The sequence below is a fragment of the Shewanella fidelis ATCC BAA-318 genome (assembly GCF_000518605.1).
GTDB lineage: Bacteria > Pseudomonadota > Gammaproteobacteria > Enterobacterales > Shewanellaceae > Shewanella > Shewanella fidelis.
Genome location: NZ_JADX01000019.1, coordinates 98,353 through 121,160, shown reverse-complemented (window position 1 = coordinate 121,160; position 22,808 = coordinate 98,353). Strand labels below are relative to the sequence as shown.

The following is a 22,808-nucleotide window of genomic DNA, read 5'->3' as shown; positions in this document are numbered from 1 at the left end:
TGTGAGTGTCCACACAGATTTGCTTGTCATATTGTTAAAGAGCGTTGCCAGCTTGGTGTTCTTGCGAACCGCTTCAAGTGGCTAGGGCTGCGTATTCTACACTTCCCGTTGTTGGCGTCAAGCGTTTATTTTAAGAAGTTTTTCAAGCGTTGATTTCTTGTTCACCCTCGTAAAAAGAAGTCGCTGCATGAAGCTCTTAAACCGCTTATCACCAGAGCTTAATTTCCAAAGAATTTAAACTCTCTAACATTGCTGCAAGTCCCGTGCTATCTAGCGTTACGCTAGCTAGCTGGCCTGCTGTGCCGTGTCAGTGGATGCGCATTATAGGGAGTTTTGATCTCAGTGCAAGTGCTTTTTGATAGAAAAATACATTTAATTTTTATACCTTTACAAGCTACAGCTAAGATACAGGTTATCCACAGAGTTATTCATTTTAAGCGGTTTTAGGTGCCTCTTCTCTCTCGCTTACAGCTCGTTTCTTTCTCTTCCAAATCCATTCGCACTGCTATATTTCAGTAAAATGGTTTCTATTTTGCTGCATTTTATCTTTTCCCTACTTGGTAAAGTGCAAAAAGCAACGCTTATATACCTTGCTCACTACTTTTTATAGTTAAAGATAAAAGTTTACGACTCGTAACTACATTTACAGATACTCCGTATAACAGCAATTGATAATCAGTATTTCATTGCGAACCACAGATACAAAAATGCCTTCCATGAATGGAAGGCATTTTTATTGGTTAGTCCAATATCAACTACCAGCTAACTTACAGAACGCTTTATGCAAAATAACTTCTAACTAGATTAATCGTTATCGTCAGCTTCGATTTCACGAGCAATATTTTGACCATTGATTACGACACCTTCAACTTCGATACGTTGCTGATCAATAGTGTCAAACTGCAGACGGTCTTCAAACTGGGTTTTTGCATCTACATATATAGTCATTGCTTTGCCCTTAGTCGTAATCACAAAGCTTTTATCTATTGCATTTACAGAAGTAGCAAAACCTTCAGCTTCAAATTCTTTCCAGCTACCAATATTTCCGTTGGCGTTATCATCACCTGTTGAGTTATCGTCATCAAATTCAACTTCGGTAGCGACTTGTTGAGCGCCTTGCTTAACTGAAGTCACTTCAACTAATGCACCTTGTTTTAAGTCTTTCTTCAAACCATCTTCAAACTTTGTGTGCTCATTGATAACAAAGCGCCCTTGGTAGTTAAGTTCAAACGCTGACTGTTGAGCATCAACCCAAGTCACAATACCTTCTACTTCAGTATCGTTAGCAAGATCTTTATAGTCTTCAACTTCTACACTGGTTGCCTCAAGTGTACTTCCAGTCATTGTGCCTTCAACTTCAACCCATTGACCATTGGCAAGCACGCCTTCAATATTGTGATCCTCGGTGCCTGAGTAATCAACTGTCACAGCCGCACCTAGTTTAAAGCTTCTAGCACTTTCATCTAAGCCTGATAGACGACCTTCAACTTCATAATTATTTGCTAGTCCCGGATATTCAGTTTCAATATCAAATTTAACCACTGACAACACTTTGTAGCCAGCATCTGCTGTAGGCAATGAAGATACCATTACCCAATCATTAACTTCGATATCCATATCTGGTGTTAAAGTGAAGTTCAAAGTCATACCATTGACAACAAAAGTAGTCACATTGATTGCAGAAACCTGTCCAGCGATTGTCGGTTCAAGTTCAACTTGAACACCTGCGACTCTTTGTGTGCCGTCGATCTGTACCATCATATTCGCTTGTAGATCATTGATCTTTAGCTTTGTATCACCATAAACAACGTCCGCAACGTCATAGCTATAGCCGTTTACAACCACTTTCTTTTGCGCTGTATTTACCGAGTCAATCGTGCCTTTAATGGCTGCAGGTGCAGTGACAGGGCCACCGTTACCATTGTCACCGCTGTTGCCATTGTCAGAAGAGTTATCGCTTCCACCGCCGCAAGCAGTTAAAATCAGAGCAAGTGTTGAAACTAAAGCTACTTTTTTCATCTAAATACCCTTATTTTGTAAGATGATTATCAAATTTGGCTGTATGTTAAAACTTGGCCCGTGAAGCGTTCGTGAAGAAAGATAAATTAATCTATGAAAGTTTTAATTGTTGATGACAGCCATAACCTAGCCGAAACAATTGCCGACTATTTGGAACTTGAAGGCATGTTCATTGACTGTGCTTATCACGGTGAAGCTGCAATCAATCTTTTATCTGAAAATAGTTACGATGTGATTATTATGGATATCATGATGCCAAAACTTGATGGGATCAGTGCGGTACGCAGGTTACGCGAAGATCTATACTGTAATACACCTATATTGTTTTTAACTGCTAAAGACAGCCTTGAGGACAAAGTTGCAGCTTTTAAAGCAGGTGGAGATGACTACCTACTCAAACCATTTGCTATGGAAGAGCTAAGTTTACGTGTACATGCCCTAAGTAATCGTGGACCTCGGCAAGATATCGGCACCTTGTCTTTTGCCGATATAAACATAAACACTCAAACAAATATCGTTACTCGCGCCGATCAGCCGATTAAGCTAAGTCGCATCCAACTAAAAATCCTCAAGATCTTGATAAAGCGCGCCCCTGGTGTAGTCAGCCGTCAGGATGTTTGCGATGCTGTTTGGGGAGATGAATCACCATCAAGCGATGCACTACGTAGCCATATTTATGGACTGCGCACTGCCCTAGACAAAGGCTTCGAGCAATCACGATTAGAGACAATTCATGGACAAGGTTACCGACTCAAAGCATAAGCAGTATCCCAGCATATACCGAAAAATCCGCTGGAGTTTCGGTTTGATGACTTTTGCTATGTTCAGCTTGTTCTGGTCACTTATTTATATTGCTGAAAATCAAATCGAGAAAATCAGCCTCAACCATTGGCTAGATACTGAAGTATATCGCTACAAGCAGGACTATAAGGTTTACGGCGATAAAACGGTATTACCTAATACTAATGAGTTTAAAACTTATTGGAGCGAACAGGAGATGCCAACTTGGCTTAAAGCTTATACATCCCCGGGTCTTTATGAAGAGTTACGAGGTGAAGAAGATAAACACTTTATTGTTACCCTACATCCTTCCGGTAGGGGATTAATGTATGTCGTGTTCTTAGATGATGCTGACGATTACCTTGATGAGTATGAAGAACACTTACACGATCATATTCTGATCTTAGGTTTGCTTATTGGCTTATTAATGCTCCTAGTTAGTTTGTACTTTATTCGAGCACTCTCTAAGCCTCTGACAATTATTGAACATAAGATCACTCAAATGTCTCCCGATGACCCTAGCTTTGGCGTTGATACTAACTTTGTAGAAACTCGCAATATCGAGCAAACCTTGCTTGATAGCAAAAATAATATTAATGGCTTTTTTCAGCGAGAAAAAGAATTCAGTCATTTTGCATCTCATGAATTAAGAACACCTATAACCGTGGTAAAGGGCTCTGCTGAATTACTAGCTAAGATCCCAAATCAACATCCTGTCGCTATCAATGCCGTTAAGCGATTACAGCAAGCCAGCGATGAAATGCAGATCCTCACAGAAACCTTTTTGTTGCTGGGAAAAGAGTCTATTAGCCAACGCCATTTTGTCGATGTCGATCTTGAAGCCGCATTACGTCAACAGCTCACTGAGATGAAGGAGCTTTTTGCTCGGCAAGATATCTGCTACCGCTTGCGAGTAGAAGATGCACAGCAGATCCATGTACCGCAAAGCTTTATCGCCATTGTGCTCAACAATGTCATTAAGAATGCTTTTAGCTATAGCGTTGGCGATATAGAAATAGCATTAAAAGGATACACCCTAAAAATAACTAATCGTCACGAAGGCAATGAAACTTACAATGCCGGCTACGGAGTCGGCTTAGTTATCGTCGAGCGGATCTGTGAAAGAATGAATTGGGGTTACACCCCTTACGATAATGGTGTTGAGTTTCAAACAACCTTGGTATTCGATGATAAGGCAAAACACTAGCCTTGCCTGTGGATGACATCATAGCCATCAAATGTAGCTGAAACATGATTCAGAGCTAGACAGAGAAGTCTATCGTCTCAGCTTAGCTAAAGTAGTTCTTTAACCTAAGCAAATTCAGTAACTTTAGCTAAACTTAACAATGGGAAAATGAATTTCCCTGTTAAAGCTATCATTTACAAATACACTAAATACATAAAACAAAAGGATTTGTTTATGCCTATCGCCTGCGTTGCAACCCGTGCGAGCCACGGCGTTGAAGCACCACTAGTACAAGTCGAAGTTCACCTCAGCAATGGTTTACCTGCATTTAGTTTAGTTGGGCTTCCAGAAGCTTCTGTTAAAGAAGCAAAAGAAAGAGTGCGTAGCGCCCTCATTAATGCAGGATTTGAGTTCCCAATGCGCAGGATCACAGTTAACCTAGCGCCAGCAGATCTGCCCAAACAGGGCGGACGTTACGACTTACCCATAGCAATAGGAATTCTTGCCGCTTCAAAACAAATTCCTATTGAGTCAATAAAGCACCACGAGTTTGTCGGAGAACTCGCACTTTCTGGACAAGTTCGCCGCTGCCCGGGCCTCTTGCCCGTAATCGTTGAAGCCAGCAAACTAAACCGTACTTTAGTTCTGCCCGTAGAGAACCGTGAGGATGCCGAGTTAGTTGGTTTTGAAAATGTTCGCTTTGCAACTCATTTGCAGTCTCTAGCGGCCTATTTGCATGGTCAGTCGCAACTTCCCAGTATCGACTTAAATTTGCAATGGTTATCGCAAGATAGCGAGCCTCTATCATGTATGAGCGATGTCGTAGGCCAACATCAAGCCAAACAAGCGCTAGAGATTGCAGCTGCAGGTAACCATAACCTGTTAATGCTAGGTCCTCCAGGTACCGGGAAAACTATGCTAGCAAGCAGAATAATGAAACTATTGCCTCAACTTGCTTATGAAGAAGCTTTAGAAGTTGCCGCAATTCACTCTGTTGCCGGGCACGATATTAAACCTGCCAATTTTTATCGACGTCCTTTTCGAAGCCCTCATCATACATGCTCAGCTATTTCTCTAGTCGGTGGCGGAGCACAACCCAAGCCAGGCGAGATATCACTTGCTCATCGTGGAGTGCTATTTCTTGATGAAGTTGCTGAATTCCCTAGAAAGGTCTTAGACTGCTTGAGAGAGCCAATGGAAACTGGTGAAGTCAGTATTTCTCGTGCTGCAGCTAAACTGACTTTCTCGAGTCGCTTTCAGTTAATTGCAGCGATGAACCCTAGTCCTTGTGGTGATACTGATAACGGCCGCTCTAGCCCTGAACAAATCCAGCGCTATTTAGCGAAGCTATCCGGTCCATTTCTAGATCGGTTTGATCTCACTATTGATGTTCCCAAACTCCCTTTAGGTGCGCTCAATAGTAGTAATCATCAAGCAGAAACAAGTGAGGAAATAGCCAAACGAGTGAACTTAGCCCGAGAGAAACAGCTTGCCCGTTCGGGCATATTAAATAGTCAATTAAGCGGTAAGCAGCTAAATACTGACGGCCAGTTTAATAGTAACGATTTGCTTTTTTTGGAGCAAAGCGTTAATCAACTAGGGTTATCAGTTCGTAGCTATCATCGTATTCAGCGAGTTGCACGCACCATTGCCGATTTACAGCAACAAGAATGTGTCACTCGTGCCCATATTGCTCAAGCATTAGGCTATCGAGCTATGGATAGGTTACTGGCCACACTTTCAAAGCAGTGAACAGTATGAAACCCAACCTTTCGTTAACACACAATCGCTCGGGCAACATATATAGTCAAACTCAATGGTTACCTACCTATTTAGAGGTGAGTAACATAATTCCTAATGCTTCATTTCACAAAAAACGCACAACAAAATTGTTTTAGATTAAATAAGCGTTAATCACTTAACAAATAAGTTGAATCGCATTCGGGTTTCCAGTAAATTCCGCCGACTTCATTAACTCGACAACACTGAAGTGGCAAACATTTGTTTACCTCTGCCCCACCTAGCCAACGCTATTGTAGCAATTGCTACCAGCTAGAATGACAGTTGATATTTGCATTAAAGCTAATCTTATTTTCTGCCACTTAATTTTACTAACCAGCACATTCGTCAGCTGCAAACGACACAGTTATCTATAACATGCCAAGTAGACTCAAATATAATCGTAAACATGTCACTAGCTCCGTTCTAGCAGGAACTATTTTTATTGCTTTATTGGCAATATCGCTAGGTCTAAGTCACTTCAGACTTTCTCATCAATTAACAGAGTTTGCTAAAACCGTAGAGACTGAGTATCAAAAAAGATTGGTTGCAGCCAAAACGCAAATGGTTGCAGTAAGGAAAGTGCTGAGACAAGAACAAGTAACTCAATGTTCACAAGAGACTATTGAACTACTAAAAAATAAGTTAATCGTTCAGAATAATCGACCTATTCCATGGGTTCGCTTTAATGACAATCATGAAGTGTGCTCGGCAATTGGACGTTGGCCTGAACAAGCTGGCGGAAAATTACTCAGTAGAGATATTGACGGCCAAGGACTGTATGAAGGTGCCGATCACCGTACATTCAACAAACAAAAAACCATATATGCTAGTCTCACCGGCAGCATAGGTAGCCTATTTGTTCCGGTTCATTCAGCACAGGAGATTTCTGAGCAACTAGCAAATTGTAATGTTTGTGGTGGCATAGAGGTAGAAGTTGCAGGCAAAAAATGGATTAGTCGAAATGCACAAATCACCCCATTTTTTAGCATCGAGTACCAAGCAATAGATTCTGACTTTAAGTACACTTTAATTGCTAATGAATCGGTAAGAAATCAGCTATGGCTAACAATCTTCCTGTTACTTTTACTGCCAACACTATTTGCTAGTTGGTCTATTTACCTTTTGCGTAAGCCTATATATAAAGCCTACTGGCATAAGAAGTTTTCTGCTGCGCTGAAAAAAGAGGCTTTTTATTTAGCTTACCAGCCAATAATCGACACCACTAACAATAAACCATACTCAGTTGAAGCCTTACTGAGGTGGCAAACCGAAGATGGTAATCACCATAGCACCAGTAGCTATATTCGTTATTTAGAGCAAGACTCAATAATGCCAAAAGTGACTCGTTGGATGATAAAAACAGCATTAGTTGAATTAAAATCGCCTCTATTAAGTGAGCAAATCAGCAAATGTAGTATCAATATCTCAGCTAAACAAATAGAGCGAGATGATATCGTAGCGTACTTACGAACATTGGCTGCTCACGGATACAGCGTAGATAAATTAAGTTTCGAGCTAACCGAACGTCAGCCTATCTCCTCATGGGAAAAAATTCGTGAGTTTATTGCAGGCTGCAAGCAACTAGGCTGCCTAGTTAAATTAGATGACGTTGGAACAGGCTATAGTGGTGGCTTGATGCTGCAACAACTCGAATTTGATTGTTTAAAAATAGATAAAGCCTTTACTAAGATACTAGTCAGCGATATGAGTAATCCGTTCTTGATCCGCTCCTATATCGCCATAGCAAAAGAACTAGAAATTGGCTTAATTGCAGAGGGGGTAGAAACCCTAGAGCAAGCCGATCGCCTAAAGGCGCTTGGAATACACCTACATCAAGGCTGGTTCTATTCAAAAGCGCTGCCAGCAGCAGAGCTGCGCACCTACCTACTTAATCATTAAACAATGCTATCCCGCAATAATCTATTGCGGGATAAACTCTCCAGTAATAGATAAATCATCGCAAAAAACATATTTACTCATACTAACAAACTGCTTAAAAACAATGAGGCTATCATCAGTTAACCGTTAAAATTTAACATCTAGATTGAGACAAAACCTGACAACGAGTACTATAGGTCTCCAATTTTTTGATTGAGGTTTTGAATGGGCGCAATAGTGTCATACATAAGAGGCAGCTTAGCTTTTTGCTGTTATTTTATTAATACCCTATTTTGGGTCTTCCCCATCTTTATTATGAGTTTCTTTAAACTCATACCTCTATCTGCGACCCGAACCCTTTGTACTCACTTTCTTGACTTCTGTGCATCGGCTTGGATTAGCGTTAACAATATCATTGAAAATACTCTGCACCCTTTCAAACTCTCTGTTGATGGCGATACTGAGCTATCGACTAAAGAATGGTATATGGTCATTGCTAACCATCAGTCTTGGGTCGATATTCTCATTTTGCAACGAGTCTTAAACCGTAAAACTCCATTTTTAAAGTTCTTTTTAAAGCAAGAGCTTATTTATGTACCCGTACTGGGCTTGGCTTGGTGGGCGCTAGATTTCCCTTTCATGCGTCGCTACAGTAATGCCCAATTAAAACGCAACCCTAAGTTACGCGGTAAAGATATTGAGATCACCCGTAAAGCATGCGCAAAATTTAAGAGTAAGCCTGTTAGTGTGATGAACTTTGTTGAAGGAACGCGCTTCCACCCAAGCAAGCACAGCAAACAAAACTCACCCTACACTCACCTGTTAAAGCCCAAGGCCGGCGGAATGGCCTTCGCACTATCAGCAATGGGTGAACATATCGATAAGCTGATTGATATTTCAATTTACTACCCAGATAAAGTCCCAACATACTGGGAGTTCATTAGCGGCCAAGTAAAAGAAGTGAAAGTACATATGCGCATCAGCGAAATCGGCGATGAACTGCGTGGTGATTATTTAAAAGATCGCCACTTTAAGATCCAGTTTCAAGAACAACTCAATTTAATTTGGCAACAAAAAGACCAAGTGCTCACAGAGTTTGCCCAAGCAAATCATCGAGAAGAGGCATAAATACAGTATGTTGAACTTTTTACCTGGCTCTATTTTATATTTTTTGAGTACAACGCTGTTAATCATCAACACTGTCATTTGGGCATCTTTGATTAGCGTAGGCGGACTGATAAAGATGCTGCTCCCCTTTAAGGCTGCTCGCAATGGCTTAACTGGTATAATGAATCGCTTTATGTGGGCATGGGCAAGCTGTAACGGCGGCATTTTATACCTACTCGCTGATATTGAATGGGATATAGAAGGACTAGATAACCTTGATAAAAACAGTTGGTACCTGTTAATCAGCAACCATCTCAGTGGATTTGACATAGCCGCGCAAACATATGTGTTACGTAACCATATTCCTATGCTGAAGTTTTTCCTTAAAAAAGAACTGCTATATGTCCCTTTCTTAGGTTTAGGCTGCTGGGCCTTAGATATGCCTTTTATGACGCGCACAAGCCCGGCTAAATTAAAAAAGAATCCTAAATTGAAAGGAAAAGATCTAGAAACTACGCAACGAGCCTGTGAGAAGTTTCGCGATATGCCGACCTCTATCATTAATTTTGTGGAGGGCAGCCGCTTTACAGAAGAGAAACGTATTCGCCAAGATTCACCATACCGCTATTTATTGCGCCCTAAAGCGGGGGGGATCGCCTTTGCCTTATCAGCAATGGGTGAGCAATTTACTAACTTATTAGATGTCACAGTGCTCTATCCTGAAGTATTTGGTAAAGATGCTTTATATGAAGTTATGCATGGGCGCATGAAAAAGATTGTCGTCCGCGTAAAAGTCCTTCCAGTACCCCAAGTCGACAATAAGCGCTACTTTTCCGAGTCAGCCTACCGCGTTGACTTTCAGCGTTGGCTCAATGATATTTGGCAGCAAAAAGATGAAGAAATCCATCGATTAATGCAAAAACATAATGCAGCCAGTAAACCCATTGTTCACGAAAAAAAGCCCTCCGATAATTAACCGCTATAATAAACTTCAAACTTAGCCGCAGTATACTTTTGTATGCTGCAGCTAGCTGAACTCGGCTAAAGAGCAAAACGTCAATTTAATTACCTACTTAGACGCAAAGTTGAAGCCACTACTCAAGCTCAAAAAAAGCAAAGTAATTAGCTACAAACTATACCATCAAAGCATATTACGCACACAAAAAGCCTTTACCCAGACAAAAAAACTAGCCGCCATCACTTACTCAACAGGGTGTGTCAACACTTTGACTAGACTCTGTCATCTTTTGCAATTACATTTACCCCGAAGGAACGAAAAAGCAACATAAGTAACGGAGTGTATCAGATGCCCAAAATAGCTAGTTTACTCGCAACCATGATATTTGTGGTGCTAGGTAACGGTTGTGCTAGCCACGGCTCAAGTCAAAATACTAACCATATTATCGATATAGACAGTAGTGAGATCGCCTATTATTGGATTGCTCAAGAAGGGTTAATAAATTGGCAAGACTTCCTTCCCTCATCCGATAACAACGAATCACGGGAAAGCGCCAACTACAAAGTGAGCTTTGTGGTTGATCCTCAAGGTCAAGTGCAGCAAGTTAGTATGCAAAACACTATGAATGGTGACCGTATTGCTAACGACAATTTTAGAGAAATGAGCCAGTACAGATTTGTACCTACGGCCCGAAATATTACTCAACAACCAGTAAGAGTTAATAGCGTGGTTAAACTTTAAAATTAAGCAACATGTTTAATAAGTGTCAGTCTCCTAAAAGCGCCTTAATAGGCGCTTTTAGGATCGCATGAGCTATACATGCACGCGCTTAACGTGCTGCACCCAACCTTCAGGGCCTTTAAGGTGACCTTTTTGAATATCTGTTAAAACTTTATAGATACGCTTAGTATGCTCACCGACTCCACCATTGCCAACGGTGACGATCCGGTTATCTTCAAAAATATAAGACCCCACCGGAGATACCACTGCAGCAGTACCAAAGCCACCGGCTTCGATGATTTCACCTGATTCTATATCGCTAATAAACTGATCAAGCATTACCGTTTCTTGGCGCACTTCACAGCCCAAAAGTTCACCTAAATCAAGGATAGATTGTGAGGTAATCGATTTTAAAATCGTATCGGTAAACTTAGGAATAACTATGGTGCCGTCTTTAAGTACATGAAAGTGGTTCATCGCTCCCACTTCTTCAATCTGTTTATTATTTGCATCTAAATACAGTACTTGCGCAGCACCGTATTCAGCCGCGGCTTTGCCTGCTTTTAACGATGCAGCGTAATTACCCGCAGCTTTTGATGCACCTGTACCGCCTGATACAGCACGGTGAAAACGCTCAGTGATCAACAAACGAATCGCTTTATCAAAACCGTCGCTATAATAAGGCCCACTTGGGCTTAACATTACACAGAAAGTATATTGTTCACTTGGGCTTACTGATAAACGATCTTCAGTAGCAAAAATAAACGGACGAATATAAAGACATGCGCCTTCTTGCATCGGGAACCATAGCCGATCGACGTCAATCAACGCATTAATTGCATCAATTTGCATTTGCTCTGGTAAGGCTGGAATACAAAGAATATCTGCCGAGCGATTAAGGCGCTGAGCGTTTTTGTCTATGCGGAACGTATAGATCTCACCATCATCGTGTTGGAAAGCTTTTGCGCCTTCGAATACTGATTGACCATAGTGCAACGCAATAGCACCAGGAGCGACTTCAAATGGACCGTAAGGAACAATTCGTGGATCACGCCACTCACCATCGCGATAATCCATCAAAAACATGTGATCAGTTCTGAGGTTACCAAAGCCAACATTTATTGTAGGGTTAAACTGTTCGGCTCGGCGTTCTAACGCAGGTTTTAAATTATAAGTTATTTGCATTGCATACCACCTTGATTACTGACTGAGCAGCCTATCAGTGGTCATAAAAAAGTCAAGATAAACCCATAACTGAAATAGGGAGTAATTTTCAACAAGCCTTTAATTTAGTTGTTAAAATTACCCATTACGACAATCAGAGAGCTTACCTATTTTTAAACACGTATTACAGCTTCTGATACTGCAAGGGCCTTGTTCTAAAAAATCCCGAATCCGACAGGATAAGTTCTGCATCATTTCTCGAGTAATGGGCTCTCGCCACTGATAATGATTCATTAAACGACTAATATGTCGATAACCAATATCGTCTTCGACGACAAAATATTGCTCGTCCATCAAGCGACTTTGGTAGGAAGAAGTAGCACCGGCAAGAAAGAAGTAAAGCGCTTGACTTAAGTCGTCAATTTCAAGTTGAGTCGCTTGTAGTTCTCCTTTAGCAACAGCATCCTCTAAAGGCCTTTTAATTCTGCTCCAAAATAAGTTCACACGACACTTTAATATTTCAACTTTTTCAGAGCTAGCGAGTTGCCAGAACATACTATTAATTGATACAAGCCTAAGAATATTAAAAATCGGGCTTCTCTTCACAGACTCGAATGTAAACAATATTGCTAGAACTGATAATTCATGAATATTTAAATCAGGATTTTCTTTTATAAAAATTGGTATTTGACTTGATGTTGTGTTTCTTAAAAATAAACAAACAAGCACATCTTCTTTTGACTGAAAATATTTATATAAGGTATTAGTTGAACAGCCCGCTCCTTTTGCTATTTGCGCAAACCTAAATGAAACAACACCTTGATTATCAATAAGTTGTTCAGCAACATCTAATAATTGATTGCAACGAATAGCATCCATATTATTACTAGGGCAACGCATAAAAAACTCTACTCTTATAATTATAATAACCTCATATTACGGCTATTAACTCTTTTAGATACTTAAAAGAAAGATTTTCTTGAACAGCACCACAAAAAACTTTATCGCCCAATATAAAGTGTGATTACGCGCATATTTGAGTTGATTTCATAAGCATATTGTTTATCCAAGTTAAATGGAGACTAAATAAATGCAAACAAGACGTTCATTTTTAAAATTTGGTGCTGGAGCCGCTGCTGTTGGCGCTTTAGCCCCGTTAACGGCAAGTGCTAAGTCATCAGATATTAAATGGGATGAATCCCATGAAGTCGTTATCGTTGGCTCTGGTTTTGCGGGTCTGGCTGCCGCAGTAGAAGCAGGCAAGCTAGGTGCAAAAGATATCGTCGTATTCGAAAAGCTTGGTGTATATGGTGGTAACTCAACTCTTAATGCTGGCCAAGCTTGCTTTGCTGATACCGATTTACAGCGCAAGCTTGGTATTAAAGACAGTGCAGAGCTAATGGTAAAAGACCAACTCGCTTCAGGCCGTGGTTATGCAAGTGAAGAATTACTTCGACACAGCGCAGAGTTAGGACCTTACATCTACCAGCTCACCAAAGATTGTGGCTGTGTATACCGTGACCATATCATTAATACTGGCGGTACCAGTGCAACACGTAGCCATCAAGTCGTTGAACGTAGTGGCGCAGGCTTTATTCGCCCAATGTTAAAAACGGCACGTAGTTACGGCGTTAAAACCAAAACTCGCCATAAATTTGAAGGCTTGATAACCGCAGCAGACGGCAGCGTATTAGGCATTAAAGTACGCAAAGGCTATCACACCGAACACGAAGACTCTGGCAAGTTAATTAACGTAAAAGCTGAGCGAGGTGTACTTATTGCCACTGGTGGTTTCGCAGCAAACGTCGCCTTCCGACAAGCCCTTGATCCAACCTTAGGTCATGAAGTTGGCCATACCAATGCTCGCGGTGCAACGGGCGATGGTCTTATCGCCATGCTGGCAGAAGGTGCAATGCCAATTCACTTAAGCTTCATTCAGTCTGGCCCTTGGGCGTCACCAGATGAAGGTGGATTTGGTTACGGTGCGGGTTTCTCGCTATATAACTTCCCTCATTCAATTGCGATTGACCGCAATACTGGCATGCGCTTCATGAATGAAACAGCCGACCGTAAACACCGCGCAGATTTAGAGATCCAACGTCGTGACAAAGATGGTAACCCACACCCTGCGTTACTGATCGCGCCTAAACATGAAGCGCAAAAAGATCCTTCTATGGAAAACGTCCTCAAATATAACGTTGCTTGGGAGTTCGACAGCGTAGAAGCCATCGCCAAACACTTTGATCTTCCGCTTAAGGCTTTAAAGCAACAAATTGAAGACTGGAATGGCTATGTCAAAGCAGGTCACGACCCTCAATTTGGCAAACGTATGGATATGAGCACAGGGATCTACATGACCGCACCGTTTATCGTGCAGCGATTATGGCCAAAAGTGCATTACTGCCAAGGCGGCATTCAAATCAACACTAAAGCAGAGGTGATTGCCGCTAAAAATGGTAAGCCAATCCCGAACCTTTACGCTGCAGGCGAAGTATCAGGTGGCGTACATGGTGTAAGCCGTCTAGGTGGTTGTTCAACCCCAGACTGTATGGCATTTGGCGTAACTGCCGCACGTTCGATGATGAAAGCATAAGGATACCAACATGAAACCAATGACAACTTTACTTGTGCTGGTATTTAGCAGCGTTATCGCCCTCTCAGCTCAAGCAAGAGACAAACGCGACTATCACGAAGCCCTATATGAAGAAGGTTGTAAATCTTGCCATGACCAAGGATTGAAAAACTATCCTTCTGACGAATCTTGCTTGCAATGCCATGACATGGGTGAGCTCGCAGAACAGACCAAGCGTGAAGGCCATGAGGCCAAGCAAAACCCACATGACAGCATGCATTATGGCCAAGAAGCACCTTGCATGGAATGTCACGGTGAACACACCAAGAAGCAAGCAATCTGTATGGATTGCCACAACTTTAACTATCCAAATTTCACTAAGTAATAAAACCTAAAGCAAGGACGCTTTTAAAACAATAAAACATACTATTAAAGAGAAAAATGATGAAAAAATTACTATGTATTTCAACTATGTTTATCGCAGGCATGGCAACCGCAGCAGAGAAACCAGCAGATAAGCCTTGGCACACAGAAAAACCGACACTATCTACACCTTACGCGCCGACAAAAGTGATGCCAATGGTGTGTCGCCAAGAGCAAGCTATGGCTTACCTTGAAGAGTTCCAATCAGGTAAAAAAGATATTTACAGCGTAAAATCAAACGACCATGGCGGTAAAGGTGCAAACGACTCAGGCTGGTTAACATGGCGTGTCGATGATCCAAGTAATCTGATTCCTTGTCCAAAAGGTGGTGCATCAGAGTCTGAAGTAGGCATGTGTTGGAAAGAACTGAACGATGAACCGACAGTGATCGGCCTAGTTCGTGTTGCACCGGGTACTGCTGCACCTCACTACCACCGTGAAATGGAATGTTATTACGGCCTAAGCGGTGAAGGCTTAACTTGGGCACAAGAGCGCATGCAACCGTTTGGTCCTGGTGATTACATCGAAATTCCTAGTAAAGCGATTCACTACACACCAAACACATATGATGACCAAGATCTTATCTACATGTACTGGTTCCCACTAGATGGCAAGTTCTCAACCTTTAAGTATCAATGGCCACAAGATGTGGGTCCTGGTGAGCAGCTAATGTTTGACTTCGTGCCATACACTAACTCTAAACTTGTTCGCTCTGGCAACGGTGGTTATGGCTGGGATGTTATTCAAAAATCTAAATAACCCATATTAGAACTTGATGAGAGACTGAGGCCAGATTAACACTGGCCTCCTTATAAATATGAAAAAACTCATACTTGCACTTAGCTTACTAATCAGTCCACCACTATTTGCACAAGAAGCGATGTCCATTCTTTGGAGCAACCTTGCCCCTGGCTCTGCCGATCTGCCTCCTGCAAGTAATATCAATTTAGCCCTTGATGGTAAAGTCGTTATCATTCCAGGTTTTATCGTCCCCCTTGATGGCCAAGGTAAAGCCCAGACCAAAAACTTTTTACTTACTCCGCAGCAAGGCGCATGTTTCCATAAGCCGCCATCGCCACCGAATCAACTTATTCATGTGACGTTCGATCAAGCTGTTGATGTGCCAGGACCTGAGCAACCGATCTATATCGCTGGCAAATTAACGATCAAAAGTGCACAGGCAGGTTTTGCTAAAACCGGTTATCACTTACAAGGCATAGAAGCGATAGCCTATCCAGTACAAGTGAGTAGCACAGACACACATACTGCGCACAATCACTAATGGGAAAATCCTGCAAGCGGGCTTATTGCAGCAAATATGCGTGATTGCTAACTTAGTTTCTAGCGGGTTGATTGCTAGCAGCAACCAACCTGCTAATTTGGGTCACATAAAACTCATCTGATGTATCACCACTTAAGACCCAGCCCTCTTTGTTAGAGGGCTTTTTCTGACTGAAATATTGCGATGTTTTGTGACAATAAAAACAATATAAGGGGGAGGAAATAAACACGACTAAGGTAAGCTAGCCAGCTGCTATAGATAGAAGCCCTTCATTAACACTGGCGCAAACACACGCTGGAATTACCGGCCAGTGCACTGCAAGCACTGCAGCTCATATGGTCGCGGTAGTGCTTATCAAAAAAGCTCGAGCTTCTCTGCTCAAGACAATCAAACAATTCAGGTGTAATCGGCTTATTCCACTTGTATTGCGCCATAAGTTTTGCCAAATGGCGATAACAGGTTTCACGTCGATTTGATAAATACTCAGGGGCAATAAGTTGACTTTCAAATTGCGTTAATGAACCCGTTAAGTAAAACGTAATACCTTGCACTAATTCTTTGACCTGTAATGGTGTTGCTTCTAATTCACCTCTTGCAACCGCTTCATTAAGTGAATCGGTAAACCAACCCCAAAACGCATTAATGCGTTTTTTAAAGCGCTCAATTTTTTCGGCGCTAGCCAACTGCCACACCATAGTATTAACTGATACCGAACGCAGCGTAAAAAAGCTCTTACTGCGTTTGATGGTTTCAAATGTAAACAAAATCGGCAGTAATACTTTTTCTTGCGCGGTTAGATCTGGATATTTGTTAACAAATATTGGTAAGTGATTTGAGGTTGCACTGCGTAAGAATAAGCACACTAATACATCTTCTTTACGCTCAAAAAACTTGTACAAGGTGCCGGTTGAACAGCCCACTTCTTTTGCCAATTGGGAAAACTTGAACGACACAATACCTTGCGACTCAATTAGCTGCTCTGCTGCATCAAGTATCTGGTTGCAACGCATCATGGGCAACGCTTCAGTGGGACATTTCATCAATAAAAACCTATATCTCGAGTTAGGCCAATTATGCGCTGTTAACAATTGCAGATTATAGATATCTCTTCAGTAATCGGGATTCACTTCACGCTAATACCACTTTATTGGTAGGGTTTGTGAATTACGTCATATAAACATTGCGTTAATAACTTTTAACTCCACATTGATGCCATTCACATTTATCAACTCGCCATTTCTAACGCTTTTTTCTAGAGAAAATTTATTCGAGAACTGACTCACGAATAAATTTGTCACTGAAAAAATGCCGTGACTTAGTTCACCTTTAGCAACCGAACTTGCGTTTATCTTTAGCGCATTCCCATTCTGAGGATTACAAAATGCAAGGTAGAAGAAACTTTTTAAAATTAAGCGCTGGCGCTGCTGTTGGTAGCTTAGCCGCAACATTACCAGGTACCGTTCAGGCTAAAACCTGTAACGAGATTAATTGGGACGAGAACGCTGACGTTATTGTTATCGGTTCTGGTTTTGCAGGCCTTTCAGCTGCGGTTAACGCTAAGCGCCAAGGCCTAGGTTCAGTGCTTGTTTTAGAAAAGATGCAAGTGATTGGTGGTAACTCTGCAATCAACGGTGGTTGGTTAGCTATCCCTAAAAACCCAATCCAGCTCGCACAAGGTGTTAACGACGATTCACCAGAAGAACTGGTTAAAGATCAAATCATCTCTGGTCGCGGCATGCAAAATGAACCTGCATTACGTCAAATCGCTGAGCGCTCTCTTGATGCATACGATTTATGTATCGATACCGGTGTTAAGTTCCGTAAAGGCTTTAACATCCAAGTGGGTGGTCACAACAAAGCACGTGCGATCCGAACTCAACACGGCACTGGTGGTGATATCACCACTAAGCTTTATGAAACGGGTGTGAAGGAAGGTGTTGATCACCGTCTGCAGCATTACGTTGAAGACTTCATCATGGACGGCCAAAAAATTGTTGGCGTTAAAGTTCGTAAAAACTACCGCTTCCCTGATCTCACCACTGGTAGCAGCATCTTTATTAAAGCTAACAAAGCAGTGATTTTGGCTAACGGTGGCTTTGCTCGCAACATGGCTTTACGTGAAGCGGTTGACCCATCTCTTGATCCAACACTTGATTGTACTAATGCGCTAGGCGCAACAGGCGAAGTGACTCTAACAGCAATGGCGTATGGCGCGCTTCCTGTGCACATGAACCTAATCCAAACCGGTCACTGGGGCTCACCTGATGAAGGTGGCTTTGGTTGGTCAAACGCATTGCTATCTATTGGCTGGCACCAAGGTGTGGCAATTAGCGTGTTGAATGGCAAGCGCTTTATGGATGAGCGTGCTGACCGTAAGACTTGTTCTGAAGCGATTATGAAAAACCGTAATCCAGATGGTAGCCCAGCTTACCCAGTTGTGTTCTTCAACTACAACAATTACGCCAAAGATGACCGTGTAGTACGCGCGTTACGTGACGAAATGGCATGGAAGGTAGATTCACTCGATGAAATCGCCGCTAAGTTCGATATTCCAGCTGCAGAGCTAAAGCGCAGCATCACTGAATACAACAAGCATGTTAAAGACCGTAAAGATCCATTGTTTAACCGCAAGATGGATACCGCTGAAGAACTAACGGGCCCATTTGTTGTGTCACGTATTTGGCCAAAAGTGCACTACTGCATGGGCGGTTTAAAGACAGATTTGGGCGCTCGCGTTATCGATGCCCGCTCTATGGCACCAATTAAGAACCTATACGCTATTGGTGAAGCAACCGGTGGTATCCACGGTGAAGCCCGCTTGAGCTCAACCTCATGCCTAGAGTGTCTAGTAATGGGAATCGTTGTGTCTGAAACAATCAAAGCTGACGCTCAAGGAGCCGCATAATGAACAAGCTATTGCTAAGCGTACTACTTAGCCTTTCAGTATCAGGCAGCGTTATGGCTGGCGATCTAATCAAGATGAAAGGCAAAACTGAAGGCCGCGTAAACCACGAGTTTATCTACCAAGATGGTTGCCAAACATGCCACCAAGGCTCAGGTAAGAAAAACACCACAGATGCAGCGTGTGTTGAATGTCATGGCGATATTAACAGCATCCCTGTTGATGAAAGCAAGCTGGCTATTCCAGAAGCGCATCCACACAAATCACTGCATTACAACCAAGGTGCTAGTTGCTTAGCGTGTCACGCAGAGCATGAGAAGAAAGCACCAGTATGTACAGAGTGTCACCGTACTTGGTTTGAAGAGATGTAATTTTGACTGATTAATTTATAAAACCTAAAAAAGTAATAGGGAATGATGATGAAAAAAACCACTAAGTTTATGTTGTCGATGGTGGCTACAGCAATCGCACTTTCAGGTACTGCTCATGCAGCGGAACAAACTGAAGATGGTATCAAGTTAGGCGGTGCAGTGCGTGTCAACTACGCTTACCGCGACTATGACCAAGTCAACAAAGATAAAGGCGGCGACTTTTACTTTGACATGGCTGCCATCAAATTTGATGGTAAGCATGGTGACTGGGGCTTGTCTGCAGAATACCGCTTCACCTCGGGTACTGACTACATCAAGTACGGTTATGCTTACTATGATGTAAACCCTGACTGGCAACTGCAACTTGGTATCAACAAGGTGCCTTTTGGTAACCGCGATTTCATCTCAAACAGCTACTGGTTTGGCATTCCTTATTACTTAGGTTTTGAAGATGATCATGACACAGGTATTAAAGCTGTTTACGAAAAAAATGGCTGGCACACGGATCTAGCATTCTATAAGAGTGCTGAGTATGGCCCGAGTGAAAACAAGCGTTATTCGACTGACATCTATACAGGTACCATCAATGGTACTGATTATGCTAACGAAGAAACCAACCAATTCAACGTGCGCCAAACTTATACTGCTGAGCATGAAGGTGGCCAAACGACTATTGGTGCCTCGCTGCAATATGGCCAAATTTATAACAGCAATCTACAAGAAAACGGCGATCGTTATGCTGTAGCCCTGCATTTAGACAGCAGCTACAACGGCTGGAATTTGCAACTACAAGCAATGCAGTATGAGTATGATGACAAAGAACACGAAAACACTATCGGTGTTTCAGTGGTAAGTTGGCAATATGAGATCGCTTCAAAAGGTCAGGCTTACAACCTAAACCTAGCGAAAACCATTCCAACAGATTGGGGTAGCGTCAAGTGCTACAACGATTTTGGCATCATGACTCCTGATGTGAGCGACGATGAGTTCGACAACAGCTTACAAAACGTGACTGGTTGCGCGATTTCAGCTGGCCCAACTTACACTATGGTCGACTTTGTGATGGGCAAAAATATGACCTTCTCTACCGCCAATAACGACCATGTTGGTCTACCAGAAATGGGCGACAGCTGGGATAAACGCGTCAATATTAACTTCGGTTACTACTTCTAATAACCCGTTACGGTTATTCAGTCGCAACTAACAAAGCTGATAGCACAGGAACAAGCTATAAGCATTTGTTAGCACAACCGAGTTATAGCTAAGAGCCATAAAAGCGAAGCCGCTCTCACTTCGCTTTTATGTCCCCTGCAAATATTAGGTTCTACTCATTATTATCTTGGTACCTCATCCCTACCAACAAATACCTTGATGGACCAAGCCCTTTTAATACCTTAGGTATCAGGGCTTTTTTTGTCCCTTTCTCAACAAGAAGAATTTATGAAATCGATAACTAAAGCCTCAATTTGTATTTGTTTAATCGCCAGCTTTTCACCATTATCAATGGCGACTGAATATCACTTTGGTGGATTCATTAAAGCCAACGCACGTTATGTTGATGGCAATATCGCCTTTCAGGACAGCTGGACGGGAGGCGGTAGTATTGCCGAATCAGCAAAGCGGACTCAATTTAGCGCCGCAGAAAGCCGCTTTAACGTAGGCATTACTCACGGTGATGTGTTTGGCTTTGCCGAAATAGACTTCTCAGGTTCGTCCCAAGGTAATGCGGTATTTTCTAACTCTTACAGCCCTCGTTTACGTCATGCATACATCAAGTACGATGGTTTTACTGCTGGGCAGACTTGGTCAACTATGGTTAATACCAGCACATTTGCCGAGACCGCTGACTTAGGCGTACCGCTTGCAGGACAGGCCATGGTACGACAAACACTAGTGCGCTACAGCAACGACAGCTGGCAGTTTGCCTTAGAAAACCCGTATACCTACGGTACTCAAGCAGGCAGCACAGATGCAGATAAAAAGTGGGTGGATACCAGTAATGACTATGTGCCCGACGCAGTGATCCGCTTTGATAAAAAAGGCGACTGGGGCAATATTTCAGTGTCGAGCTTACTGCGCTATTTAGATCCACAAGACAGTGCCCAGTTTGGCGCAGGCGTATCTGTAGCCGCCAAGCTTAATACCATAGGTAAAGATGATCTCAGGCTGCAATTACATTATGGTAATTTAGGGCGCTACGTAGGTACCGACGCCGCTAGAGACATGATTAACGGTGAAATAGAAACAACCAAAGCTGCCATGTTTGCCTATCGCCACTTCTGGACCGAACGCACTCGCTCTAGCCTATTTTATGGCGTAACCATGACAGAAGAAGAGCAAACCGACCGCTTCCATGCCGGAGTAAACCTATTTACCAATTTAACCCCAGTGCTGGCGCTAGGATTTGAATTAGGTCGCTACCAAATTGATGATGGTCAAAATCCCTATACAGGTAAGGCTGCACCACAAGGCGCGTCTAATTACGCTCAGCTGAGTTTACAATTTCATATCTAAGCTAGGTTATAGAGCTTGCTACCATTGCTCTACATCTACAATCTCTTACTCATCATTCAGCCTGTTTTCTACATCATAAAACAGGCTTTTTTTGTGATTAAAAAATCTAAACAAGCTTCCGCACCTAGCCATTATTCACTCTTTACTAAAGCAACTAAATGGCCGCTTTCTAGGCCTTTGTATTCGGGAGCAGATTTGAAAACGTGTGCTCTATCACTCCCTAAAAAAAGATTATTCGCGACTAGGTTCACGAATAATTTTGCTGCTAAAAACGCTGCGTGATCCAATTCAACTTTACAGCCTAATTATCACTTTATTGTTAGTTCAAGCCCGTTAAAACGAGCACAATATCGCAGCTTTAGCTGCACCAGCTAAAAATAGGATGAGAATGATGAAACTAAAAATGATGTTCGGCATCGCCGCGTTAACTTCTACCGCTGCTTTAGCTCAAGGGCCACAGTGCGATCACGCGCAACTACCATACCAGCAAATGACGCCAGTCCCATACGACAGCACGCCATATGCGCCACAAGATACAATGCCAGAGCAATGTGCTAACCCAGAAGTTGAAGCTTATATTGCAGCTTGGGAAGCCGGTGAAATCGACTTTACTACGATTAAGTCAAACAGCAGTATTCCTGCCGATCAGCAGTTCTGTAAATCACTTGATGATGACGGAAATATTCTAGAGATCGCTGACTGTGATAAATCTAAATCACCAGTTGGCTACATTTGGAAAGAGCTATCAGACAGCCCAACTGTAATTGGTATTACTGATGGTGGCCGCTCAGACCATGCGCCACACTTCCATGGTCAACCAGAGTGTTATTATGTCGTAACTGGTGAAAGCCAAACATTAGCGCAAAACAAGTTCCAGAAACTATCTCTAGGCCAATACTTCTACATTCCAGGCGCAACGATCCACAACACGCCGATCTTAAGCGACAAAGGTTTAGGTGTAATGTACTGGTACCCGAACAACGCACACTTCAACGGCTTTAAGTACTACTGGCGTAAAGACGTACAAAACCTGCGCGTAGCTGAAGAAGCTTTTGACCGCGTAGATGAAATCCGTAAGCGTGACCTAAACTTAGGCCCTTACGGCACTAACGAAGCGATCTTCAAGAAGTAACTAATCGCTAAGTTATCA

Annotated in this window: 20 protein-coding genes; 16 read left to right on the top strand and 4 right to left on the bottom strand. The window is 42.4% G+C overall.

The features are described 5' to 3' along the window. Nucleotides 1-804 precede the first annotated feature (804 nt). Entirely contained in the window at nucleotides 805-2,019 is a 1,215-nt protein-coding gene (locus L884_RS0110375) for a DUF5666 domain-containing protein (protein ID WP_028767448.1), read from the bottom strand. Between the two features lie 93 nt (nucleotides 2,020-2,112). Here L884_RS0110375 and L884_RS0110370 point away from each other — a divergent pair, with 93 nt between their 5' ends. The 7 genes from L884_RS0110370 (at nucleotide 2,113) to L884_RS0110340 (ending at nucleotide 10,451) form a co-directional block, all read left to right on the top strand. Continuing rightward, nucleotides 2,113-2,781 carry a response regulator transcription factor gene (locus L884_RS0110370; protein WP_028767447.1) on the top strand — a complete coding sequence of 223 codons (669 nt, stop codon included), beginning with the start codon at nucleotides 2,113-2,115 and terminating at the stop codon, nucleotides 2,779-2,781. Beyond that, complete coding sequence (locus L884_RS0110365; RefSeq protein WP_028767446.1) at nucleotides 2,753-4,006, top strand: sensor histidine kinase; 1,254 nt, start codon at nucleotides 2,753-2,755, stop codon at nucleotides 4,004-4,006. Before L884_RS0110370 ends, L884_RS0110365 begins: the two co-directional genes overlap by 29 nt. A gap of 213 nt (nucleotides 4,007-4,219) precedes the next feature. Continuing rightward, nucleotides 4,220-5,737 carry a YifB family Mg chelatase-like AAA ATPase gene (locus L884_RS0110360; protein ID WP_028767445.1) on the top strand — a complete coding sequence of 506 codons (1,518 nt, stop codon included), beginning with the start codon at nucleotides 4,220-4,222 and terminating at the stop codon, nucleotides 5,735-5,737. 405 nt (nucleotides 5,738-6,142) lie between these two features. Continuing rightward, the gene (locus tag L884_RS0110355) at nucleotides 6,143-7,666 is read left to right on the top strand and encodes an EAL domain-containing protein (protein WP_028767444.1); all 1,524 of its coding nucleotides are present in this window, start codon (nucleotides 6,143-6,145) and stop codon (nucleotides 7,664-7,666) included. 204 nt (nucleotides 7,667-7,870) lie between these two features. After that, on the top strand, nucleotides 7,871-8,773 hold the full coding sequence (locus L884_RS0110350) for an acyltransferase (protein ID WP_028767443.1): 903 nt from the start codon (nucleotides 7,871-7,873) through the stop codon (nucleotides 8,771-8,773). Nucleotides 8,774-8,780: 7 nt separating this feature from the next. Beyond that, nucleotides 8,781-9,728 carry an acyltransferase gene (locus tag L884_RS0110345; RefSeq protein WP_028767442.1) on the top strand — a complete coding sequence of 316 codons (948 nt, stop codon included), beginning with the start codon at nucleotides 8,781-8,783 and terminating at the stop codon, nucleotides 9,726-9,728. Nucleotides 9,729-10,058: 330 nt separating this feature from the next. After that, nucleotides 10,059-10,451 (top strand): hypothetical protein, encoded by a 393-nt coding sequence (locus L884_RS0110340; protein ID WP_028767441.1) that lies wholly within the window; start codon nucleotides 10,059-10,061, stop codon nucleotides 10,449-10,451. A gap of 72 nt (nucleotides 10,452-10,523) precedes the next feature. Here the strand turns inward: L884_RS0110340 and L884_RS0110335 are convergent, their stop codons facing one another. Together L884_RS0110335 and L884_RS0110330 are read right to left on the bottom strand one after the other, a co-directional pair. After that, on the bottom strand, nucleotides 10,524-11,615 hold the full coding sequence (locus tag L884_RS0110335) for a branched-chain amino acid aminotransferase (protein ID WP_028767440.1): 1,092 nt from the start codon (nucleotides 11,613-11,615) through the stop codon (nucleotides 10,524-10,526). Between the two features lie 117 nt (nucleotides 11,616-11,732). Further along, nucleotides 11,733-12,473, bottom strand: coding sequence for a TetR/AcrR family transcriptional regulator (locus L884_RS0110330; RefSeq protein ID WP_245603105.1), 741 nt, complete (start codon nucleotides 12,471-12,473; stop codon nucleotides 11,733-11,735). Nucleotides 12,474-12,684: 211 nt separating this feature from the next. Between L884_RS0110330 and L884_RS0110325 the strand changes: the two genes are divergently transcribed. The 4 genes from L884_RS0110325 to L884_RS0110310 are packed head-to-tail and all read left to right on the top strand — an operon-like array spanning nucleotide 12,685 to nucleotide 15,871. Beyond that, nucleotides 12,685-14,187: a flavocytochrome c gene (locus L884_RS0110325; protein WP_028767438.1), complete on the top strand. Its 1,503-nt coding sequence runs from the start codon at nucleotides 12,685-12,687 to the stop codon at nucleotides 14,185-14,187. A 10-nt stretch (nucleotides 14,188-14,197) separates the two neighbouring features. Beyond that, complete coding sequence (locus tag L884_RS0110320) at nucleotides 14,198-14,551, top strand: cytochrome c3 family protein (protein ID WP_028767437.1); 354 nt, start codon at nucleotides 14,198-14,200, stop codon at nucleotides 14,549-14,551. Nucleotides 14,552-14,607: 56 nt separating this feature from the next. After that, a complete protein-coding gene (locus L884_RS0110315) occupies nucleotides 14,608-15,348 on the top strand; it encodes a cupin domain-containing protein (RefSeq protein WP_028767436.1) in 741 nt (246 codons plus the stop codon). 58 nt (nucleotides 15,349-15,406) lie between these two features. Then, nucleotides 15,407-15,871 (top strand): DUF3299 domain-containing protein, encoded by a 465-nt coding sequence (locus L884_RS0110310; RefSeq protein ID WP_037410766.1) that lies wholly within the window; start codon nucleotides 15,407-15,409, stop codon nucleotides 15,869-15,871. A gap of 272 nt (nucleotides 15,872-16,143) precedes the next feature. Here L884_RS0110310 and L884_RS0110305 read toward each other — a convergent pair whose 3' ends face one another. Continuing rightward, the gene (locus L884_RS0110305; protein ID WP_028767434.1) at nucleotides 16,144-16,911 is read right to left on the bottom strand and encodes a TetR/AcrR family transcriptional regulator; all 768 of its coding nucleotides are present in this window, start codon (nucleotides 16,909-16,911) and stop codon (nucleotides 16,144-16,146) included. 341 nt (nucleotides 16,912-17,252) lie between these two features. Here L884_RS0110305 and L884_RS0110300 point away from each other — a divergent pair, with 341 nt between their 5' ends. The 5 genes from L884_RS0110300 to L884_RS0110280 all read left to right on the top strand — a co-directional run bounded on the left by L884_RS0110300 (nucleotide 17,253) and on the right by L884_RS0110280 (nucleotide 22,790). Next, complete coding sequence (locus L884_RS0110300; protein ID WP_028767433.1) at nucleotides 17,253-18,776, top strand: flavocytochrome c; 1,524 nt, start codon at nucleotides 17,253-17,255, stop codon at nucleotides 18,774-18,776. Continuing rightward, entirely contained in the window at nucleotides 18,776-19,144 is a 369-nt protein-coding gene (locus L884_RS0110295; protein ID WP_028767432.1) for a cytochrome c3 family protein, read from the top strand. The genes L884_RS0110300 and L884_RS0110295 overlap by 1 nt, the downstream gene beginning before the upstream one ends. 45 nt (nucleotides 19,145-19,189) lie before the next feature. Continuing rightward, nucleotides 19,190-20,317, top strand: a complete 1,128-nt coding sequence (locus tag L884_RS0110290; protein ID WP_028767431.1) for a porin family protein — start codon at nucleotides 19,190-19,192, stop codon at nucleotides 20,315-20,317. A 267-nt stretch (nucleotides 20,318-20,584) separates the two neighbouring features. Next, entirely contained in the window at nucleotides 20,585-21,658 is a 1,074-nt protein-coding gene (locus L884_RS0110285; protein ID WP_028767430.1) for a DcaP family trimeric outer membrane transporter, read from the top strand. A 388-nt stretch (nucleotides 21,659-22,046) separates the two neighbouring features. Then, the gene (locus L884_RS0110280) at nucleotides 22,047-22,790 is read left to right on the top strand and encodes a cupin domain-containing protein (protein WP_028767429.1); all 744 of its coding nucleotides are present in this window, start codon (nucleotides 22,047-22,049) and stop codon (nucleotides 22,788-22,790) included. The last annotated feature ends 18 nt before the right edge of the window (nucleotides 22,791-22,808 follow it).

Bases quoted from the DNA above. Each gene is read 5' to 3' on its own strand.
- L884_RS0110375 (WP_028767448.1), bottom strand. From the start codon at position 2,019: ATGAAAAAAGTAGCTTTAGTTTCAACACTTGCTCTGATTTTAACTGCT.
- L884_RS0110285 (WP_028767430.1), top strand. From the start codon at position 20,585: ATGAAATCGATAACTAAAGCCTCAATTTGTATTTGTTTAATCGCCAGC.
- L884_RS0110305 (WP_028767434.1), bottom strand. From the start codon at position 16,911: ATGAAATGTCCCACTGAAGCGTTGCCCATGATGCGTTGCAACCAGATA.
- L884_RS0110330 (WP_245603105.1), bottom strand. From the start codon at position 12,473: ATGGATGCTATTCGTTGCAATCAATTATTAGATGTTGCTGAACAACTT.
- L884_RS0110280 (WP_028767429.1), top strand. From the start codon at position 22,047: ATGATGAAACTAAAAATGATGTTCGGCATCGCCGCGTTAACTTCTACC.
- L884_RS0110340 (WP_028767441.1), top strand. From the start codon at position 10,059: ATGCCCAAAATAGCTAGTTTACTCGCAACCATGATATTTGTGGTGCTA.
- L884_RS0110370 (WP_028767447.1), top strand. From the start codon at position 2,113: ATGAAAGTTTTAATTGTTGATGACAGCCATAACCTAGCCGAAACAATT.
- L884_RS0110315 (WP_028767436.1), top strand. From the start codon at position 14,608: ATGATGAAAAAATTACTATGTATTTCAACTATGTTTATCGCAGGCATG.
- L884_RS0110290 (WP_028767431.1), top strand. From the start codon at position 19,190: ATGATGAAAAAAACCACTAAGTTTATGTTGTCGATGGTGGCTACAGCA.
- L884_RS0110300 (WP_028767433.1), top strand. From the start codon at position 17,253: ATGCAAGGTAGAAGAAACTTTTTAAAATTAAGCGCTGGCGCTGCTGTT.
- L884_RS0110335 (WP_028767440.1), bottom strand. From the start codon at position 11,615: ATGCAAATAACTTATAATTTAAAACCTGCGTTAGAACGCCGAGCCGAA.
- L884_RS0110310 (WP_037410766.1), top strand. From the start codon at position 15,407: ATGAAAAAACTCATACTTGCACTTAGCTTACTAATCAGTCCACCACTA.
- L884_RS0110325 (WP_028767438.1), top strand. From the start codon at position 12,685: ATGCAAACAAGACGTTCATTTTTAAAATTTGGTGCTGGAGCCGCTGCT.
- L884_RS0110350 (WP_028767443.1), top strand. From the start codon at position 7,871: ATGGGCGCAATAGTGTCATACATAAGAGGCAGCTTAGCTTTTTGCTGT.
- L884_RS0110365 (WP_028767446.1), top strand. From the start codon at position 2,753: ATGGACAAGGTTACCGACTCAAAGCATAAGCAGTATCCCAGCATATAC.
- L884_RS0110360 (WP_028767445.1), top strand. From the start codon at position 4,220: ATGCCTATCGCCTGCGTTGCAACCCGTGCGAGCCACGGCGTTGAAGCA.
- L884_RS0110355 (WP_028767444.1), top strand. From the start codon at position 6,143: ATGCCAAGTAGACTCAAATATAATCGTAAACATGTCACTAGCTCCGTT.
- L884_RS0110320 (WP_028767437.1), top strand. From the start codon at position 14,198: ATGAAACCAATGACAACTTTACTTGTGCTGGTATTTAGCAGCGTTATC.
- L884_RS0110295 (WP_028767432.1), top strand. From the start codon at position 18,776: ATGAACAAGCTATTGCTAAGCGTACTACTTAGCCTTTCAGTATCAGGC.
- L884_RS0110345 (WP_028767442.1), top strand. From the start codon at position 8,781: ATGTTGAACTTTTTACCTGGCTCTATTTTATATTTTTTGAGTACAACG.